This is a genomic window from Microlunatus sp. GCM10028923, from assembly GCF_042666975.1.
In the GTDB taxonomy this organism is placed as follows: domain Bacteria; phylum Actinomycetota; class Actinomycetes; order Propionibacteriales; family Propionibacteriaceae; genus Microlunatus.
Genome location: NZ_JBHTFF010000018.1, coordinates 154751 through 167600 on the forward strand (window position 1 = coordinate 154751; position 12850 = coordinate 167600).

17 protein-coding genes and 1 pseudogene are annotated in these 12850 nt (G+C 68.2%); 12 read left to right on the forward strand and 6 right to left on the reverse strand.

What is annotated here, in order from left to right:
• Positions 1-176: 176 nt before the first annotated feature.
• The 8 genes from ACFQU4_RS32760 (at position 177) to ACFQU4_RS32795 (ending at position 3068) form a co-directional block, all read left to right on the forward strand.
• On the forward strand, positions 177-569 hold the full coding sequence (locus ACFQU4_RS32760) for an HNH endonuclease (RefSeq protein ID WP_377500354.1): 393 nt from the start codon (positions 177-179) through the stop codon (positions 567-569).
• Positions 544-936 carry an SMI1/KNR4 family protein gene (locus ACFQU4_RS32765; RefSeq protein WP_377500324.1) on the forward strand — a complete coding sequence of 131 codons (393 nt, stop codon included), beginning with the start codon at positions 544-546 and terminating at the stop codon, positions 934-936. The genes ACFQU4_RS32760 and ACFQU4_RS32765 overlap by 26 nt, the downstream gene beginning before the upstream one ends.
• A gap of 649 nt (positions 937-1585) precedes the next feature.
• A complete protein-coding gene (locus ACFQU4_RS32770) occupies positions 1586-1981 on the forward strand; it encodes a hypothetical protein (RefSeq protein ID WP_377500325.1) in 396 nt (131 codons plus the stop codon).
• Complete coding sequence (locus ACFQU4_RS32775; RefSeq protein ID WP_377500326.1) at positions 1974-2141, forward strand: SMI1/KNR4 family protein; 168 nt, start codon at positions 1974-1976, stop codon at positions 2139-2141. Before ACFQU4_RS32770 ends, ACFQU4_RS32775 begins: the two co-directional genes overlap by 8 nt.
• Positions 2142-2149: 8 nt before the next feature.
• Complete coding sequence (locus ACFQU4_RS32780; protein WP_377500328.1) at positions 2150-2410, forward strand: hypothetical protein; 261 nt, start codon at positions 2150-2152, stop codon at positions 2408-2410.
• A gap of 37 nt (positions 2411-2447) precedes the next feature.
• On the forward strand, positions 2448-2792 hold the full coding sequence (locus ACFQU4_RS32785; protein WP_377500330.1) for a hypothetical protein: 345 nt from the start codon (positions 2448-2450) through the stop codon (positions 2790-2792).
• Positions 2789-2911, forward strand: a complete 123-nt coding sequence (locus ACFQU4_RS32790; RefSeq protein ID WP_377500332.1) for a hypothetical protein — start codon at positions 2789-2791, stop codon at positions 2909-2911. The genes ACFQU4_RS32785 and ACFQU4_RS32790 overlap by 4 nt, the downstream gene beginning before the upstream one ends.
• Positions 2912-2915: 4 nt before the next feature.
• Positions 2916-3068 carry a hypothetical protein gene (locus ACFQU4_RS32795; protein ID WP_377500334.1) on the forward strand — a complete coding sequence of 51 codons (153 nt, stop codon included), beginning with the start codon at positions 2916-2918 and terminating at the stop codon, positions 3066-3068.
• Between the two features lie 506 nt (positions 3069-3574).
• Here the strand turns inward: ACFQU4_RS32795 and ACFQU4_RS32800 are convergent.
• The 4 genes from ACFQU4_RS32800 to ACFQU4_RS32815 form a co-directional block, all read right to left on the reverse strand.
• Entirely contained in the window at positions 3575-4078 is a 504-nt protein-coding gene (locus ACFQU4_RS32800; protein WP_377500336.1) for a DinB family protein, read from the reverse strand.
• Positions 4079-4121: 43 nt separating this feature from the next.
• A complete protein-coding gene (locus tag ACFQU4_RS32805) occupies positions 4122-4880 on the reverse strand; it encodes a glycosyl hydrolase family 28-related protein (protein ID WP_377500338.1) in 759 nt (252 codons plus the stop codon).
• Between the two features lie 18 nt (positions 4881-4898).
• Entirely contained in the window at positions 4899-6581 is a 1683-nt protein-coding gene (locus tag ACFQU4_RS32810) for an ABC-F family ATP-binding cassette domain-containing protein (RefSeq protein ID WP_377500340.1), read from the reverse strand.
• Positions 6582-7064: 483 nt separating this feature from the next.
• On the reverse strand, positions 7065-8048 hold the full coding sequence (locus ACFQU4_RS32815; protein ID WP_377500342.1) for a hydroxyacid dehydrogenase: 984 nt from the start codon (positions 8046-8048) through the stop codon (positions 7065-7067).
• 49 nt (positions 8049-8097) lie between these two features.
• Here ACFQU4_RS32815 and trmB point away from each other — a divergent pair, with 49 nt between their 5' ends.
• From trmB to ACFQU4_RS32830, 3 genes are read left to right on the forward strand one after another with little or no spacing between them, the layout of a single operon-like run.
• Complete coding sequence (gene trmB, locus ACFQU4_RS32820; RefSeq protein ID WP_377500356.1) at positions 8098-8820, forward strand: tRNA (guanosine(46)-N7)-methyltransferase TrmB; 723 nt, start codon at positions 8098-8100, stop codon at positions 8818-8820.
• Between the two features lie 2 nt (positions 8821-8822).
• Positions 8823-9647: a tRNA pseudouridine(38-40) synthase TruA gene (gene truA, locus ACFQU4_RS32825; protein WP_377500344.1), complete on the forward strand. Its 825-nt coding sequence runs from the start codon at positions 8823-8825 to the stop codon at positions 9645-9647.
• Complete coding sequence (locus ACFQU4_RS32830; protein WP_377500346.1) at positions 9644-10252, forward strand: class I SAM-dependent methyltransferase; 609 nt, start codon at positions 9644-9646, stop codon at positions 10250-10252. Before truA ends, ACFQU4_RS32830 begins: the two co-directional genes overlap by 4 nt.
• Here ACFQU4_RS32830 and ACFQU4_RS32835 read toward each other — a convergent pair.
• Positions 10233-11834, reverse strand: coding sequence for a hypothetical protein (locus ACFQU4_RS32835; RefSeq protein ID WP_377500348.1), 1602 nt, complete (start codon positions 11832-11834; stop codon positions 10233-10235). The two genes, ACFQU4_RS32830 and ACFQU4_RS32835, sit on opposite strands and share 20 nt — an antisense overlap.
• Positions 11804-12574, reverse strand: coding sequence for an ABC transporter ATP-binding protein (locus tag ACFQU4_RS32840; protein ID WP_377500350.1), 771 nt, complete (start codon positions 12572-12574; stop codon positions 11804-11806). The genes ACFQU4_RS32835 and ACFQU4_RS32840 overlap by 31 nt, the downstream gene beginning before the upstream one ends.
• Positions 12575-12711: 137 nt before the next feature.
• Between ACFQU4_RS32840 and ACFQU4_RS32845 the strand changes: the two are divergent.
• Positions 12712-12850, forward strand: a pseudogene (locus ACFQU4_RS32845) (superoxide dismutase); the annotation flags it as partial.

Sequence of the window (12850 nt, forward strand, 5' to 3'; positions counted from 1 at the left end):
CTGATCAACAGTGCCGTCAAAATCGCCATCGTGCTTGACATCGAGCCGCGAGGAACCGTTTCGAGGAGCAGATCGCTTGAGGTGGGCGAAGCCGACTGAGTTCGCTGTGCCGACGCCGAAGTGGCCGGAGGACCTATCACCACGGCGAGTTGACGCTGTATATCTACCCCACCGAAGTGTTCGAGGCCGACGACGCTGCCGAACTGTTCCTCGCCTACGACAGGACAGGACTCGGGACATCCCGGCGGGTTACGACCTGCGATGGACCGGACCCTGACGGCGCCCCGTTTTCCCACGAAGGATTCCCACAGTTCGAGCGCTACGCCCTCGCCACGGTTGTCCTCGAGGATGGATTCAAGGGCCGCAAGTCGGACCGGAAGCGGGCCAACCAACTCGCTGGCTTCGAGGTGCAGCCGGAAGGAACAGTGTGGCACCATAACGAGGATCGTAAGACCATACTTCTCTTGCCCGACGATCTGCACGCAACTGTCGGTCATTGGGGTGGAATCAGAAGGACCGAGTCCAGGACCGCGGGAGGAAATGATGGCGCTGGAATACCAGGCACTTGACCCAGCGACCCAGGAGCAGATTGCGACCGCAGAAGCCGAACTCGGCTTCAGAATAGCGGACGGCTATCGGAACTGGCTCCTGACGCCGAACGGCGCCAGCATAAGCCAGGGCGCAACAGTTCCCGGCACAGATGGGAACGGCCTTTTCCTTGAGCTCGAGCCGGTCGAGCGCCTGCCGATCATCAGGCCATTTGAGGGAATGCACGTAATCCCGAGAGACTACTTGGTCCTGAACATCGGAGACGGTGGCTCTATCGCCGTCAAGTCTATGCACGACGACATCGGCTCCGTATGGTGGGCCGATCTGGACAAAGCTGAGGTCCTCGGCATCTGGAATGAGTTCCTGTCCCTTGACTTCAAGGAGTGACGCCGCGAAATAGCTGATCTTCTGGCGACGGCGACACAATCCAGGGACCAAAATGACGTCGAGTCATGGGGAACAGTCACCAGGACCCGCATCCTTACCAGTGAGGGATCAGGGCCTCAATATACCTGCAAGATCGAAATAATGATTACGGCTGATGCACGTCAAGCAGCGCCGGAGTCGCAGATCGCCGAGGTTGCGTCCGCGCTGGGCCTCGAGTTACCCGAGCCCCACCGCAGTTGGCTGGAGACGACCAACGGCGCTGAAGTCCCATCAGAACACTCCGATCCCAGGAACCGGTGGAAGTGGCTTGATCTCCAATTCGAGCCAGCGGAGCGCTTTATCATGCTCCGATTGCAGGCGGGAACCAACATCATCCCGAGAGATCATGTGGCGCTCGATATCGCGATGGCGGAGCCGCCGCGATCAGGCGTGCGGCGATGACATGGGGGCACATCTTCCGTTCCGTTCACTAGGCTTCGATTGCCTGACCTCACCCGGCCGGATCCACCACGCCGGCGATACCCCCGGGTGATTCTTCGCCGAGTGGACGGAAAGGGCAGCTTGAGTCGGAATCTCGCGCCATTTGCGTCCACTCGATGCAGGCGCGGTCTCCTTGCGCTTGATCTCGAGGAGTGACAGGCTTTCACGAGTGCACGTTGAGGACGGCGCTGTGCGACGTGACCGCGACGAGATTCGGCGGCCCTTTCAGTTGGTCGATGAACCCGCGCCGGACGATCCCCAAGCGGTGCGCACCAACCGGCTGATCGACACCGCCGTCGAGATCGCCGACCGCTGGAACGCTCGCGGCCGGCTCGTCGAGCTGCTGACCCCTTTGCTTGAGGTGGGCGAAGCCGACTGGGTTCGCTATAGCTGTGCCTCCGTGCTGCTGAACCGAGGCCACGAAGAGCTCGCCGCCCCAGTCCTGGAATCGATCGACCGGCCGGAAGCCAGGATGGTCCTCGACTATTTGGCGACGCCAGCAGGGTCTGTCCGGCGCGGAGTGATCCGGGTCAGGGATGCTCGGGAAGGAGATCATCGTGCTTGACATCGAGCCGCGCGAAACCGTTTCCGAGGAGCAGATCGCTTCGGCTGAGAAGACGCTCGGGTTGAGATCGCCGGAGCCGTACCGCTCTTGGCTCAAGGCCACCGACGGAGGGCTGGTGCCGGAGGATACGGTGATACCCGGACGGCGGGGCCTGGCCTGATTTCTGAGTTGGACGGTATCGAGTGGATGCCCCGCATCGGAAAGTTCGGCCGGATGCAGGTTGTGCCGGCCGCGTATCTGGTCGTCAGTCAGGGATCAAGCGGTGGATGTCTGACCATCAAAGTTCAGGGCGATGGCTACGCGTCCGTCTGGTGGGCAGACTTCGACAAGGCGGAAGACGACGGAAGCTGGGAAGGTCCGAGCGAGTCGATCATGGTCCGCCTGGCTGACGACTGGAATCAGTTCCTCGAACTTGACTTCGACGCATGACACCAACTGCGCAGTATGTGGGGAGTGCAACGGATCAATGATCACGTCTCAGGTTCTGACGTACAGCGGTGACCTGGAGTCCTATATCGGATCCGACGGCGACCTCGACGAATTCCGATCTCCGCTTGCCGTCCTGAACGGCATCGACAATTTCTCGCTGAACCTCATGCATCTGCCGACGCCGAAGTGGCCGGAGGGCCTCACCCGCTCCGAGATCGAGGAAATGGGTCGGAGTTATCTCCAATGCGCCGGGTCGGCCGACGCGATGACCTGCGAGATCAGCAAGGTCATCGACGGGTCCAGAAGCTGTTCACCATCGGCCACCCCGGCCCGAAGCAGGGCGAACCGTCCGTTCCCATCACCTCTCATCACGGCGAGTTGACGCTGTACGTCTACCCCACCGAAGTGTTCGAGGCCGACGAAGCCGCCGAGCTGTTCCTCGCCTACCACAGGACTCGGGACATCCCGGCGGGTTACGACCTGCGCTGGTTCGGCCCCTGACAGCATGACTGACGTGGACCGCGACTTCTGCAAGATCTTCATCCGGGCGGACTCGGGTCCGACGACCGCGCTGTTGCAGCACGCACTGGACGGGCGGTTCCAGGACAAGCTCATGACCCTGCCCCGTCGCCGAGGTCGAAGTCCGGCGCAACCCTGACGCGGGCGCTGCGGAGTCGTTTCGCAGCTGGCTCACATCCTCGAGATCGAGGCCGAGGAGCGCGCCGACCGAGCGGCCGTGGTCGGCCTCGTCTCGGGGATCATCACGGCGCTGTGGGAGGCTGGCATTCCTGCCGTGGCCGCCTGCGACTACGAGCGCGAACTGCCGTGGCGGGGGCGGGATCGGACGACTCCACGACGTACCGGAGGGCTGATGGGAGGCCAAGGGTGACGACGCGGGATCGGCCTGGTGGGCCGACCTCGAACACCTCGACGGGCGCGAGGTCGGAGAGGTAGCCGGTTCCCGCCGTGCACAGGATCGTCGCGGCCTGGCGGGTCCCGCCGCCGTTGCTGATCTTGAGCCACGCTCGGTACCCGGAATCGGCGGCTCGGGTCAGTCGATCATGATCCCCGGCGCGAACCGTTGTTAATCACGTAGGCGACCATGCCTTGGATGGCTCGGGCCAGCCGCGCGACGTCAGCCTGCGCGACCCAGGTGCGCCACAGCTACCGGATCCCGGCTCGGACGTCGCCGCCGGCTCGGCGGAGCATCATCAGCTGGCCGAGTTCGGCGACGTTCTTCGTGTGTTCGACGGTGACCCAGGCGAGTTGATCAAGGCGGGTACGGCCGGCGTCGGCGGGCCAGGGGAAGGCGCTCGGTTCGGCGAGGTCGGCTTCGGTGAGGTCGGTCAGCACCGCCGACCAGGCGGTACGGAGCTCGGCGAGCTTGGACCGGATCCAGTCCGGGTCGGGTTGCCAGCCGAGTTCGGTACGGCCGGGCGCCGACTGTCCGCGGACGTCGGCGAGGGTGCAGGACCACCACCAGATCAGATGCCAGCTGACCCAGGCGACGTTCGGCACGGGTACCGGGTCGGGCTCGACGTCGGCCCAGTCCGGCTCCCAGGTTCCCGACTCGCCCTGGTGCATCGTCCAGTGCGTCGGGGCCGGCGCCCAGGTCAGGTCCTCGGCCGACAGGCCGGCCAGGTGATAGTCGAGGAGCATGGAGCTCACGTCAAGCTGGAAGGCCAACGGAGCCGTCGGATTCATCGCAGGATCACCGACCCGCGACGGACAGCCCGGCGAAGGTGATCGAACCGTTCGGAGCGTCACCGGTCCACAGCAGCGGTACGTCAGCGCCGATGATCAACTCCGCGAACCGCAGCTGCTCGGCCGGCCCGGCGCCGAACTCGACCCCGACGCCGCAGTTGCCGATCACCAGTCCGTTGAACACGCTCCGGCGCACCGGGCCACCGACCCGGATCGCGACCCGGGACGACCCGAGATGGCTGTTGGCGATGATCAGGTCGCGACACTCACCGGCCTCGGAGCCGGCGCGCAACTCCAGGCCGGTTCCGGCGACCCGGAGCCGGCACCCGTCGATCGTGACGCCGCGGGACCCGGCGATCTCGACGCCGATGCCGTCGGCGAGCCCGCCGGCCAGGGTCGGCCCGCGAAGATCGACATCGTCGCAGTCCGTGATCACCACGGCGGCCCGCGCCGCGTCGCCGCCGTCGATCAGGCCGGATCCGGTGATCGCGACGTTGTGCTGGCCGCGCATCACGACCAGGTCCGCCGCGTGTTCGGGATCGGCGATCAGCCGGCTGCCGGGCGCCAGGTGCAGCTCGACGTTCGTCCGCAGTTCGATCGTTCCGCAGCGGTACGTGCCGGCCGACACCAGGACCCGGCCGCCGCCGCCCGCGTTGGACCGGTCGATCGCCAGTTGCAGGGCCGCCGTGTCGTCGACGATCCCGTCACCGACGGCGCCGTAGTGGCGGACCTCCCAGGCCAACCGGGTGATGTCGTCGAGTTGCATCGGATCTCCCTTCCCGCGTCACCGCGCTCGGGCGACCCGTCCTTCGTCCCAGACCGGCTGGTCGGACTCGTACACGCTTCCGTCGGCACCGAAGATCAGGAACCGGTCGAACGCCCGAGCGAACCATCGATCGTGGGTGACCGCGATCACCGTACCGTCGAACACCTCGAGACCGTGCTCCAGGGCCTCAGCCGACGAGATGTCCAGGTTGTCGGTCGGCTCGTCCAGCAGCAGCAGGGTGGCCCCGGACAGTTCCAAGATCAGGATCTGGAACCGGGCCTGCTGTCCGCCCGACAGGGTCTCGAACCGCTGCTCGGCCGACCGGGCCAGCTCGTAGCGGTCCAGCTTCCGCGCCGCCTCCTCCTGCCCCATCCCGGCGCGATGATCATCGCCGCGGTGCAGGATCTCGAGCAGGGTCCGGCCGAGGTACTCGGGATGGTGATGGGTCTGGGCGAACCAGCCGGGCCGCACCCGCGCGCCGAGCCGGGCCTTGCCGGTGTGCGCCACCGACGCGATGTCCAGCGACGCGACCGGACGGTGCTCGATGTCGGGATCGCTGCCGCCCAGGGCTAGCAGGCGCAGGAAGTGCGACTTGCCGGACCCGTTGGAGCCGAGCACGGCGACCCGGTCCCCGTACCAGATCTCGTGGTCGAACGGCTTCATCAGCCCGGTCAGCTCGAGGTTCTCGACGATCACCGCCCGCTTGCCGGTACGCCCACCACGCAGCCGCATGTTGACGTGCTGGGTCAGCGGGATCGCCTCCGGCGGCCCGGCCTCCTCGAACTTGGCCAGCCGCGTCTTCGCCGCCTGGTAGCGGGCCGCCATGTCGGAGTTGTACGCGGCCTTGATCTTGTACAGCTGGACCAGGTCCTTCAGCTTCTGATGATCTTCGTCCCAGCGCCGGCGCAGCTCCTCGAGCCGGTCGAACCTGGCCTGCCGCGCCTCGGCGAAGGTCCCGAAGCCGCCCGGATGCACCCAGAGCGTGTTCCCGGCCGCGCCCAACTCGACCGCGGCGATCGCCGTCGCCGCCTGGGCCAGCAGCTCCCGGTCGTGACTGATCAGCAAGATCGTCTTCTGGCTGTTCCGAAGTTGATCTTCGAGCCACCGTTTGCCCGGCACGTCGAGATAGTTGTCCGGCTCGTCGAGCATCAGCACGTCGTCCGAGCCGCGCAGCAGGGCCTCCAGGGCGAGCCGCTTCTGCTCGCCACCCGACAAGGTCCTGACCTCGCGCCACCGGGCCCGGTCGTACGGGACGCCGAGCGCCGACGTGCAGCAGGCGTCGAACATCACCTCGGCCTCGTAACCGCCCGCGTCGCCGTAGTCGGACAAGGCCTGCGCATATTCCAGCTGTACGGCCTCGGAGTCGTCGTCCATCAGCGCCAGTTCGAGCCGGTCCACCTCCGCCACCGCGGCCCGCAGCCGATCCCCGGTCAGCGAGAACAACAGGTCGCGCACCGTACTCGCATCGCGAATGCTCCCGATGAACTGCCGCATCACACCGAGCGTCCCGCTCCGCGTCACCGTCCCCGACGTCGGAGCAAGATCCCCGGTGATGATCCGCATCAGCGTCGTCTTACCGGCCCCGTTCGGCCCGACCAGCGCAACCACGGCACCGTCCCCGACCCGGAACGAGATCTCGTCGAGCAGCACCCGCCCATCCGGGAGGTGATACGACACGCGTGCCAACTCGACGTGTCCCATGCGGTCACCCTAGATGCTGGGTCCGCCCCGAAGCACGGGATTTGTCGGCGGCCGCGCGAGACGCAACGACCGAAGTGGATTTCCGCCGTAACTGACCGGCCGAAATTCACTCCGGTTGTCGGCAGTGAGTAGGGGCTGGGCTGGCCCTTCGACAAGCTCAGGGCGCGTTGCGCTGACGCCCACCCTCGGCACCACCTCAGCGCCCGGTCACCACCCGCCAGAACACCACTCCAACGCTCGGCTCAGGTCCACCCCACCAGGGTGCTCGGCCCAAGGAAGCGGCGCGGTTCGGGGGTCTGTGCGCGGACGTGGACGGGCCTGGCGGGAGCCCGCGACACCCAAACAGCGGCAGCGCAACCCAGATCACCGCGGGCGGATGGTTGTCCGCGCACAGACCCCCGAACCGCGCCGCGAGTCCAAGCCCACCCCAGCCCAACACAAGACCAAGCCCACCCCAGCCAAAGGGCGAGACCAAAGAGCCCCTCAGGCGACGCGAGCCAAGTCAGCAGCTGTCACCGCGTGCTCCAAGGGCGCGCCAGCCACGAACCGCTCCACCTCGGCCACAGCAGAGGCCCCCATCCGGCCGAGCTCATTCCCTGCCGACCCCGCCAGGTGCGGAGTCAGGAACACATTCGGCAGCCCGTACAGCACATGACCGGCCGGCAGCGGCTCCGGATCGCTGACGTCGAGCATGGCGCGCAACCGCCCGGAGACGAGTTCCGCTTCCAGGGCGGTGGTCTCGATGATCGAGGGCCGCGCGGTGTTGATCAGGGTCGCGCCGTCCGGCAAGGCGGCCAGCACCTCGGCGGAGATCATGTTGGCGGTCGCCGGAATGGACGGCGCGTGCAGGCTGAACACGTCACTGCGCCGGGCCAGCTCGACCAGCTCGTCGATCTTGGTCGCGCCGAGGGCCTCGGCCCGCTCGGCGCTCAGGTACGGGTCGTACACCAGAACGTTCAGCTCGAAGGGCCGCAGCAACTCGATCACCCGCGCCCCGACCAGCGAGGCGCCGACGATCCCGACGGTCCGGCCGAAGTTGCCGATCTCCGGGCCGCGCTCGGTCCGCACCTGATCGGCGGTGTACGCCCGCGAGATCCCGATCACATCCTTGCCGGCGAACAGGATCGCGGCCAGGGTGAACTCGGCGACCGGCACGGCATTGGCGTGGGCCGCGCTGGACACCTGCAGGTCGCGTTGCCAGGCCTCGTCGGGGAGCATCGACCGGACCGAGCCGGCCGCGTGGATCACGCCGCGCAGCCGCGGCAACCGCTCCAGCGCGGCAGTGTTCAGGGCGGGCGCGCCCCAGCCGGTGATCGCAAGGTCGACGTCCGCCGGCGCGTCCTGCCAGTCGCGGATCACCAGGTCGGGGTCCAGGTCGAGCAGTTCGGTCAGCCGACCCAGTCGTTCAGTGTCGAAAAACCGTCGCTCCAGCCCCGGGTTCATCGCGAAAACGGCCTTCGGCGCCATGGAGCTCCTCCCCTGCCGATCTACTGAGCGGTTGGTACATTGCGTGATCATGGTAGGCCAGCGCTCAGGGACGGTTCGTCGCGGGATCGTGTCCTTCGTCCGCCGCGGGGGACGAATCACCGTGGCCCAGCAGCGGAATCTGGACCGGTATCGGGAGCGCTGGGTGATCGACGTACCCCCGCCTCCGGTGCCGGAGAATCCGGAGGCCGAGCCGCCGCTCGACCTCGTCAAACTGTTCGGCCGCGAGGCTCCGTTGATCATCGAGATCGGGCCCGGAATGGGCGAATCGCTGGTCCCGATGGCCACTGCCCGGCCGGAGGCGAACGTGCTCGCCTTCGAGGTGTACACCCCGTCGGTCGGCTCGATCCTCGGCAAGATCGCCGAGGCCGGGATCGAGAATCTGCGGGTTGCCGAGACGGATGCCGCGGAGGGTCTCCGCCGGCTGCTGCCGCCCGATTCGATCGACCGGCTGTGGACCTTCTTCCCCGATCCGTGGCCGAAGAAGAAGCACCACAAGCGGCGGCTGGTCAGCCGGCCGTTCGCCGACCTGGTCGCCAGCCGGATGAAGCGGCACGGGGTCTGGCGGCTGGCCACCGACTGGGAGGACTACGCCGGGCAGATGCGGGAGGTCCTCGATGATCATCCGCGGTTCGTCAACGAGTTCCGCGAGGGTTGGGCTCCGCGCTGGGTGCAGCGGCCGATGACCCGGTTCGAGGAGCGCGGGATCGCCGCCGGCCGGCACATCTTCGACCTCTCCTACCGCCGTCGTTGATCATGTCCGACCCCGATCCGGTACGGCTTCGGCTCGACCTCGCCTACCACGGCGCGGGCTTCGCCGGCTGGGCTGACCAGCCCGGCCTGCGGACGGTGCAGGGCGAGCTGGAACGCTGGATCGCGGCCGTGCTGCGGTTGCCCGAACCGGCCCGGGTGGTCTGCGCCGGCCGGACCGACGCCGGCGTGCACGCCCGCGGTCAGGTGGTCCATGTCGATCTTGCGGCCGAGGTCGCCGGCGACGGCTCGACGCTGCTCCGCCGACTCAACCGGGCGCTGCCCGATGATCTTGTCGTCCGTACGGTCCGGCCGGCGCCGCCGGGCTTCGACGCCCGGTTCGCGGCGGACTGGCGGCGCTACAGCTATCGGCTCGTCGACGGGCCGATCCGGCCCGATCCGCTGATCCGGGACGTCGTCGCGCACGTCCGCGAGCCGATCGACCTGGACCGGCTCAACGCCGCGGCCGCCACCCTGCTCGGGCTGCGCGACTTCGGCGCCTTCTGCCGCCGGCGCGAGGGAGCCACGACGATCCGGACCCTGCTCGACTTCTCCGGACGGCGTCACGAGGACGGCCTGATCGAGCTCACCGTGCGGGCCGACGCCTTCTGTCACTCGATGGTCCGCTCGCTGGTCGGCGCGGTCGTCGCGGTGGGCACCGGACGGCGTGATCTTGCTTGGCTGCAAGGGATCGCGGACACTCCGGTACGGGACTCCTCGGTCCAGGTGATGCCGGCCCAAGGGCTGACCCTGGAACAGGTGCACTACCCGCCCGATGATCAACTCGCAGATCGGGTCACCGAGGCGCGGAACACCAGGTCTCTGCCATGACCCAAGATCATTATTTCGAACGGGAGCCGGCCACGCCGGAGAAGCGGCGCCGGATCACGGCCCGGATCGGCGACCGGGAGCTGAGCTTCAGCACGGCGAACGGCGTGTTCTCCACCGACGGACTCGATCATGCGACGGCACTGCTGCTGCGGACCTGCGAGCCGCCGACCGGGGCCCGCCGGCTGCTCGATCTCGGCTGCGGCTGGGGCCCGATCGCGATCGCCCTGGCGCTCGCGGTGCCGGAGGCCAGGATCGACGCGGTGGACAGCAACGACCGGGCGCTGCGGCTGTGCCGGGACAACGCGGCCGAGCACGGCGTAGCCGACCGGGTCACCACCCTGCGGCCGGACCAGGCGGACCCGTCCGTCCGGTACGACGAGCTGTGGTCCAATCCGCCGATCCGGATCGGCAAGGAGGCCGTACACGCGCTGCTGTCGACCTGGCTGCCCCGGCTGGCGCCGGACGGCGTGGCCCGGCTGGTGGTCGGCAAGAACCTCGGCGCCGACTCGCTGCAGCGCTGGCTGGTCGAGCAGGGCTACCGGTGCGACCGGATGGCCAGCGCGAAGGGGTTCCGCGTCTTCGCGGTCACCCGGCCCGCTCGCTGACCGCCGCCATCACCTCGGGCCAGCGACGCTCCAGGGTCCGGCCGCCGAGCCGGATCCCGTACCGGAGCACGACGAGCCCGCCGACGATGCCGACGACCAGGGCGACCGCGGCCAGCCAGCCGACCCAGAACGAGCCGATCACCAGGGCGATCAACGGCAGCCCGAGCCCGACCGTGAGGCCGGACGAGACGAGGAACGACAGCAGCCCCGGCAGCCCGCCGTTGTTGCCCTTCTGGAACGGGCTGCTGCCGGGCGGCGGCGCCGGCCACTGCCACAACGCGCCGACGAACGAACCGACGCCGAACCCGATCAAGGTCAGCCCGACGACCAGCGCCAGGATCTGCGTGGTCAGGTGCCACTGCCCGCTGATCGCCAGCGAGATCACCGTGACCACGATCAGCAGCGGGCCGAGCAGGGTGAGGCCCGAATAGACCCGGCCGGCCCGGTCGTCGGCGCCGGACAGGCCGGTGCTGATGTGCAGCCAGATCGCCGAGCCGTCGTAGGAGAGGTCCTGGGCCACGCTGACCGAGACGAACAGGCCGAGCAGCACCGGCGCGAACGCGATGATCGGCGAGGTCAGGCCGCCGGCGCTCGGGTTCGCGATCTGGGTCGCGATCAGGGCCAGCGGCAGGATCAGGAAGCCGGCGATCCCGGCGATGTAACGGGGATCGCGGCGCCAGTAGATCAGGGTACGGAAGCCGACCCCGCCGGCCGGGGTCGCCGGATAGAGCCGTTCGACCAGCCGGCCCTGCTTCACCTTGCGCGCCTCGCCGCCGCCCTCGATCGGTTCCACCAGCCGTTGCGCCAGGAAGTGCCGCCAGACCAGCCAGAGCCCGATGATCATGGCCAGGCCCAGCACCAGTTTGATCACCGCGACGGCGTAACCGCCACGGCCGAGCTCCGCCGGCACCGACCAGAGCCAGCCCACCGGAAGCCAGCCGGCCACCTCGGCGCTGTCGCCCAGCACGGTCCGCAGTTGATCAAGGCCGGCCCCGGCCAGCCCGCCGGACAGGTTGCCCAGCACCGCGGTGCCGGCACCGAAGACGGCCAGCAGCACGAAGGCGAGATCCCGGAACCGGCGCGACGACAGCACCCGGGCGAACACGGTGGTCGCGGTCCGGGCCAGCAGGAAGCAGCTGGCGACGCCGAACGGCACCACGACCACGGCCGCCAGGGTCGAGACCGGGTCCCGGGTGTAGCCGATGATCATGGCCAGCGCGATCAGGGCGGTGGCGATGCCGGGGATCCCGATCAGCCCGGCGACCAGCAGGCCCGGCTGCAGTTCCCTGGCTCGCACCGGCAGCAGGGCGAACTTGGCCGGGTCGACGGTCTCGTCCACGCCGAAGACCAGCAACGAGAAGAACAGCCAGCCGCCGGTCAGCAGGGCGAAGGCGAGCACCAGGACGTCCGCGGCGATGTCGGCCGGCGCCCAGAGGCGGAGGGCCACGATGCCGAAGATCGCCGCGGCCACCACCCCGAGTCCGTACAGGCCGCCGATGATCAAGCCGATGGTGCGCCAGAGGCTGCGCCGCAGGCTGTTCTTCAGCAGGGTCAGTTTGAGTCGGACGACGATTGCAACCACGCCAGCCCTCCCTCCGCGCCGGCCTGGAACCCGACGAGTTCGAGGAATCGCTGCTGCAGCGTGGATCCGGCCCGGACGTCGTCCAGGGTCCCGGCGGCGAGCACCCGGCCCTGCGCCACCACGGCCAGCTCGTCGCAGAGGCTCTCCACCAGTTCCATCACGTGGCTGGACAGCACCACCGTGCCGCCGCCGCGGACGAAGTCGCGCAGGATCGACCGGATCGTCTCACCGGACACCGGATCGACCGCTTCGAAGGGCTCGTCCAAGATCAACAGCCGCGGCGCGTGGATCAGGGCGCAGGCGAGGCCGATCTTCTTGGTCATCCCGGCGGAGTACTCGACCACCAGGGTGTCGCGGTCGTCGGCCAGTCCGAGCGCACTGAGCAGCTCCGCGCTGCGGGCCTCGATGTCGGGCAGCGGCACCCGGCGGATCAGCCCGACGTAGCGGAGCAGTTCGCCGCCGCTGAGCCGGTCGAACAGCCGCAGCCCGTCCGGCAGCACCCCCATCAGTTCCTTGGCCCGGACCGGGTCGGACCACACGTCGTGGTCGAGCACGGAGGCCGTACCGGCGTCGGGCCGGAGCAGTCCGGTCGCCATCGAGAGCGTCGTCGTCTTGCCGGCGCCGTTCGGCCCGACCAGCCCGAACAGGCAGCCCTGCCGTACCTCGAGATTGAGATCGTCGACGGCCCGCTTCTGGCCGAAGTTCTTGCGCAACCCACGCAGCGACATGGCCGAGATCATGAAGCCAGTGTGCTGCACCAACCTGTGCCGGCGGTGAACCGGGCGGCGCGCCGCGCGCCCTTGGCCCTTGATCGGGCCCGAACGGGCCAGCGTAATATGACGAACCGAGTTCGTTGAACCTGCGAAAGGAATGCGCTGTGCCTGCTTATGAGCTTCCTGATCTTCCCTATGACTACGCCGCGCTGGAACCCCACATCTCCGGCACGATCATGGAACTCCACCACGACAAACACCACGCCACCTACGTCAAGGGCGTCAACACCGCCCTCGACCAAC

Bases quoted from the DNA above. Each gene is read 5' to 3' on its own strand.
- ACFQU4_RS32785 (WP_377500330.1), top strand. From the start codon at position 2,448: ATGATCACGTCTCAGGTTCTGACGTACAGCGGTGACCTGGAGTCCTAT.
- trmB (WP_377500356.1), top strand. From the start codon at position 8,098: ATGGTAGGCCAGCGCTCAGGGACGGTTCGTCGCGGGATCGTGTCCTTC.
- truA (WP_377500344.1), top strand. From the start codon at position 8,823: ATGTCCGACCCCGATCCGGTACGGCTTCGGCTCGACCTCGCCTACCAC.
- ACFQU4_RS32795 (WP_377500334.1), top strand. From the start codon at position 2,916: ATGACTGACGTGGACCGCGACTTCTGCAAGATCTTCATCCGGGCGGAC.
- ACFQU4_RS32765 (WP_377500324.1), top strand. From the start codon at position 544: ATGGCGCTGGAATACCAGGCACTTGACCCAGCGACCCAGGAGCAGATT.
- ACFQU4_RS32815 (WP_377500342.1), bottom strand. From the start codon at position 8,048: ATGGCGCCGAAGGCCGTTTTCGCGATGAACCCGGGGCTGGAGCGACGG.
- ACFQU4_RS32840 (WP_377500350.1), bottom strand. From the start codon at position 12,574: ATGATCTCGGCCATGTCGCTGCGTGGGTTGCGCAAGAACTTCGGCCAG.
- ACFQU4_RS32810 (WP_377500340.1), bottom strand. From the start codon at position 6,581: ATGGGACACGTCGAGTTGGCACGCGTGTCGTATCACCTCCCGGATGGG.
- ACFQU4_RS32805 (WP_377500338.1), bottom strand. From the start codon at position 4,880: ATGCAACTCGACGACATCACCCGGTTGGCCTGGGAGGTCCGCCACTAC.
- ACFQU4_RS32830 (WP_377500346.1), top strand. From the start codon at position 9,644: ATGACCCAAGATCATTATTTCGAACGGGAGCCGGCCACGCCGGAGAAG.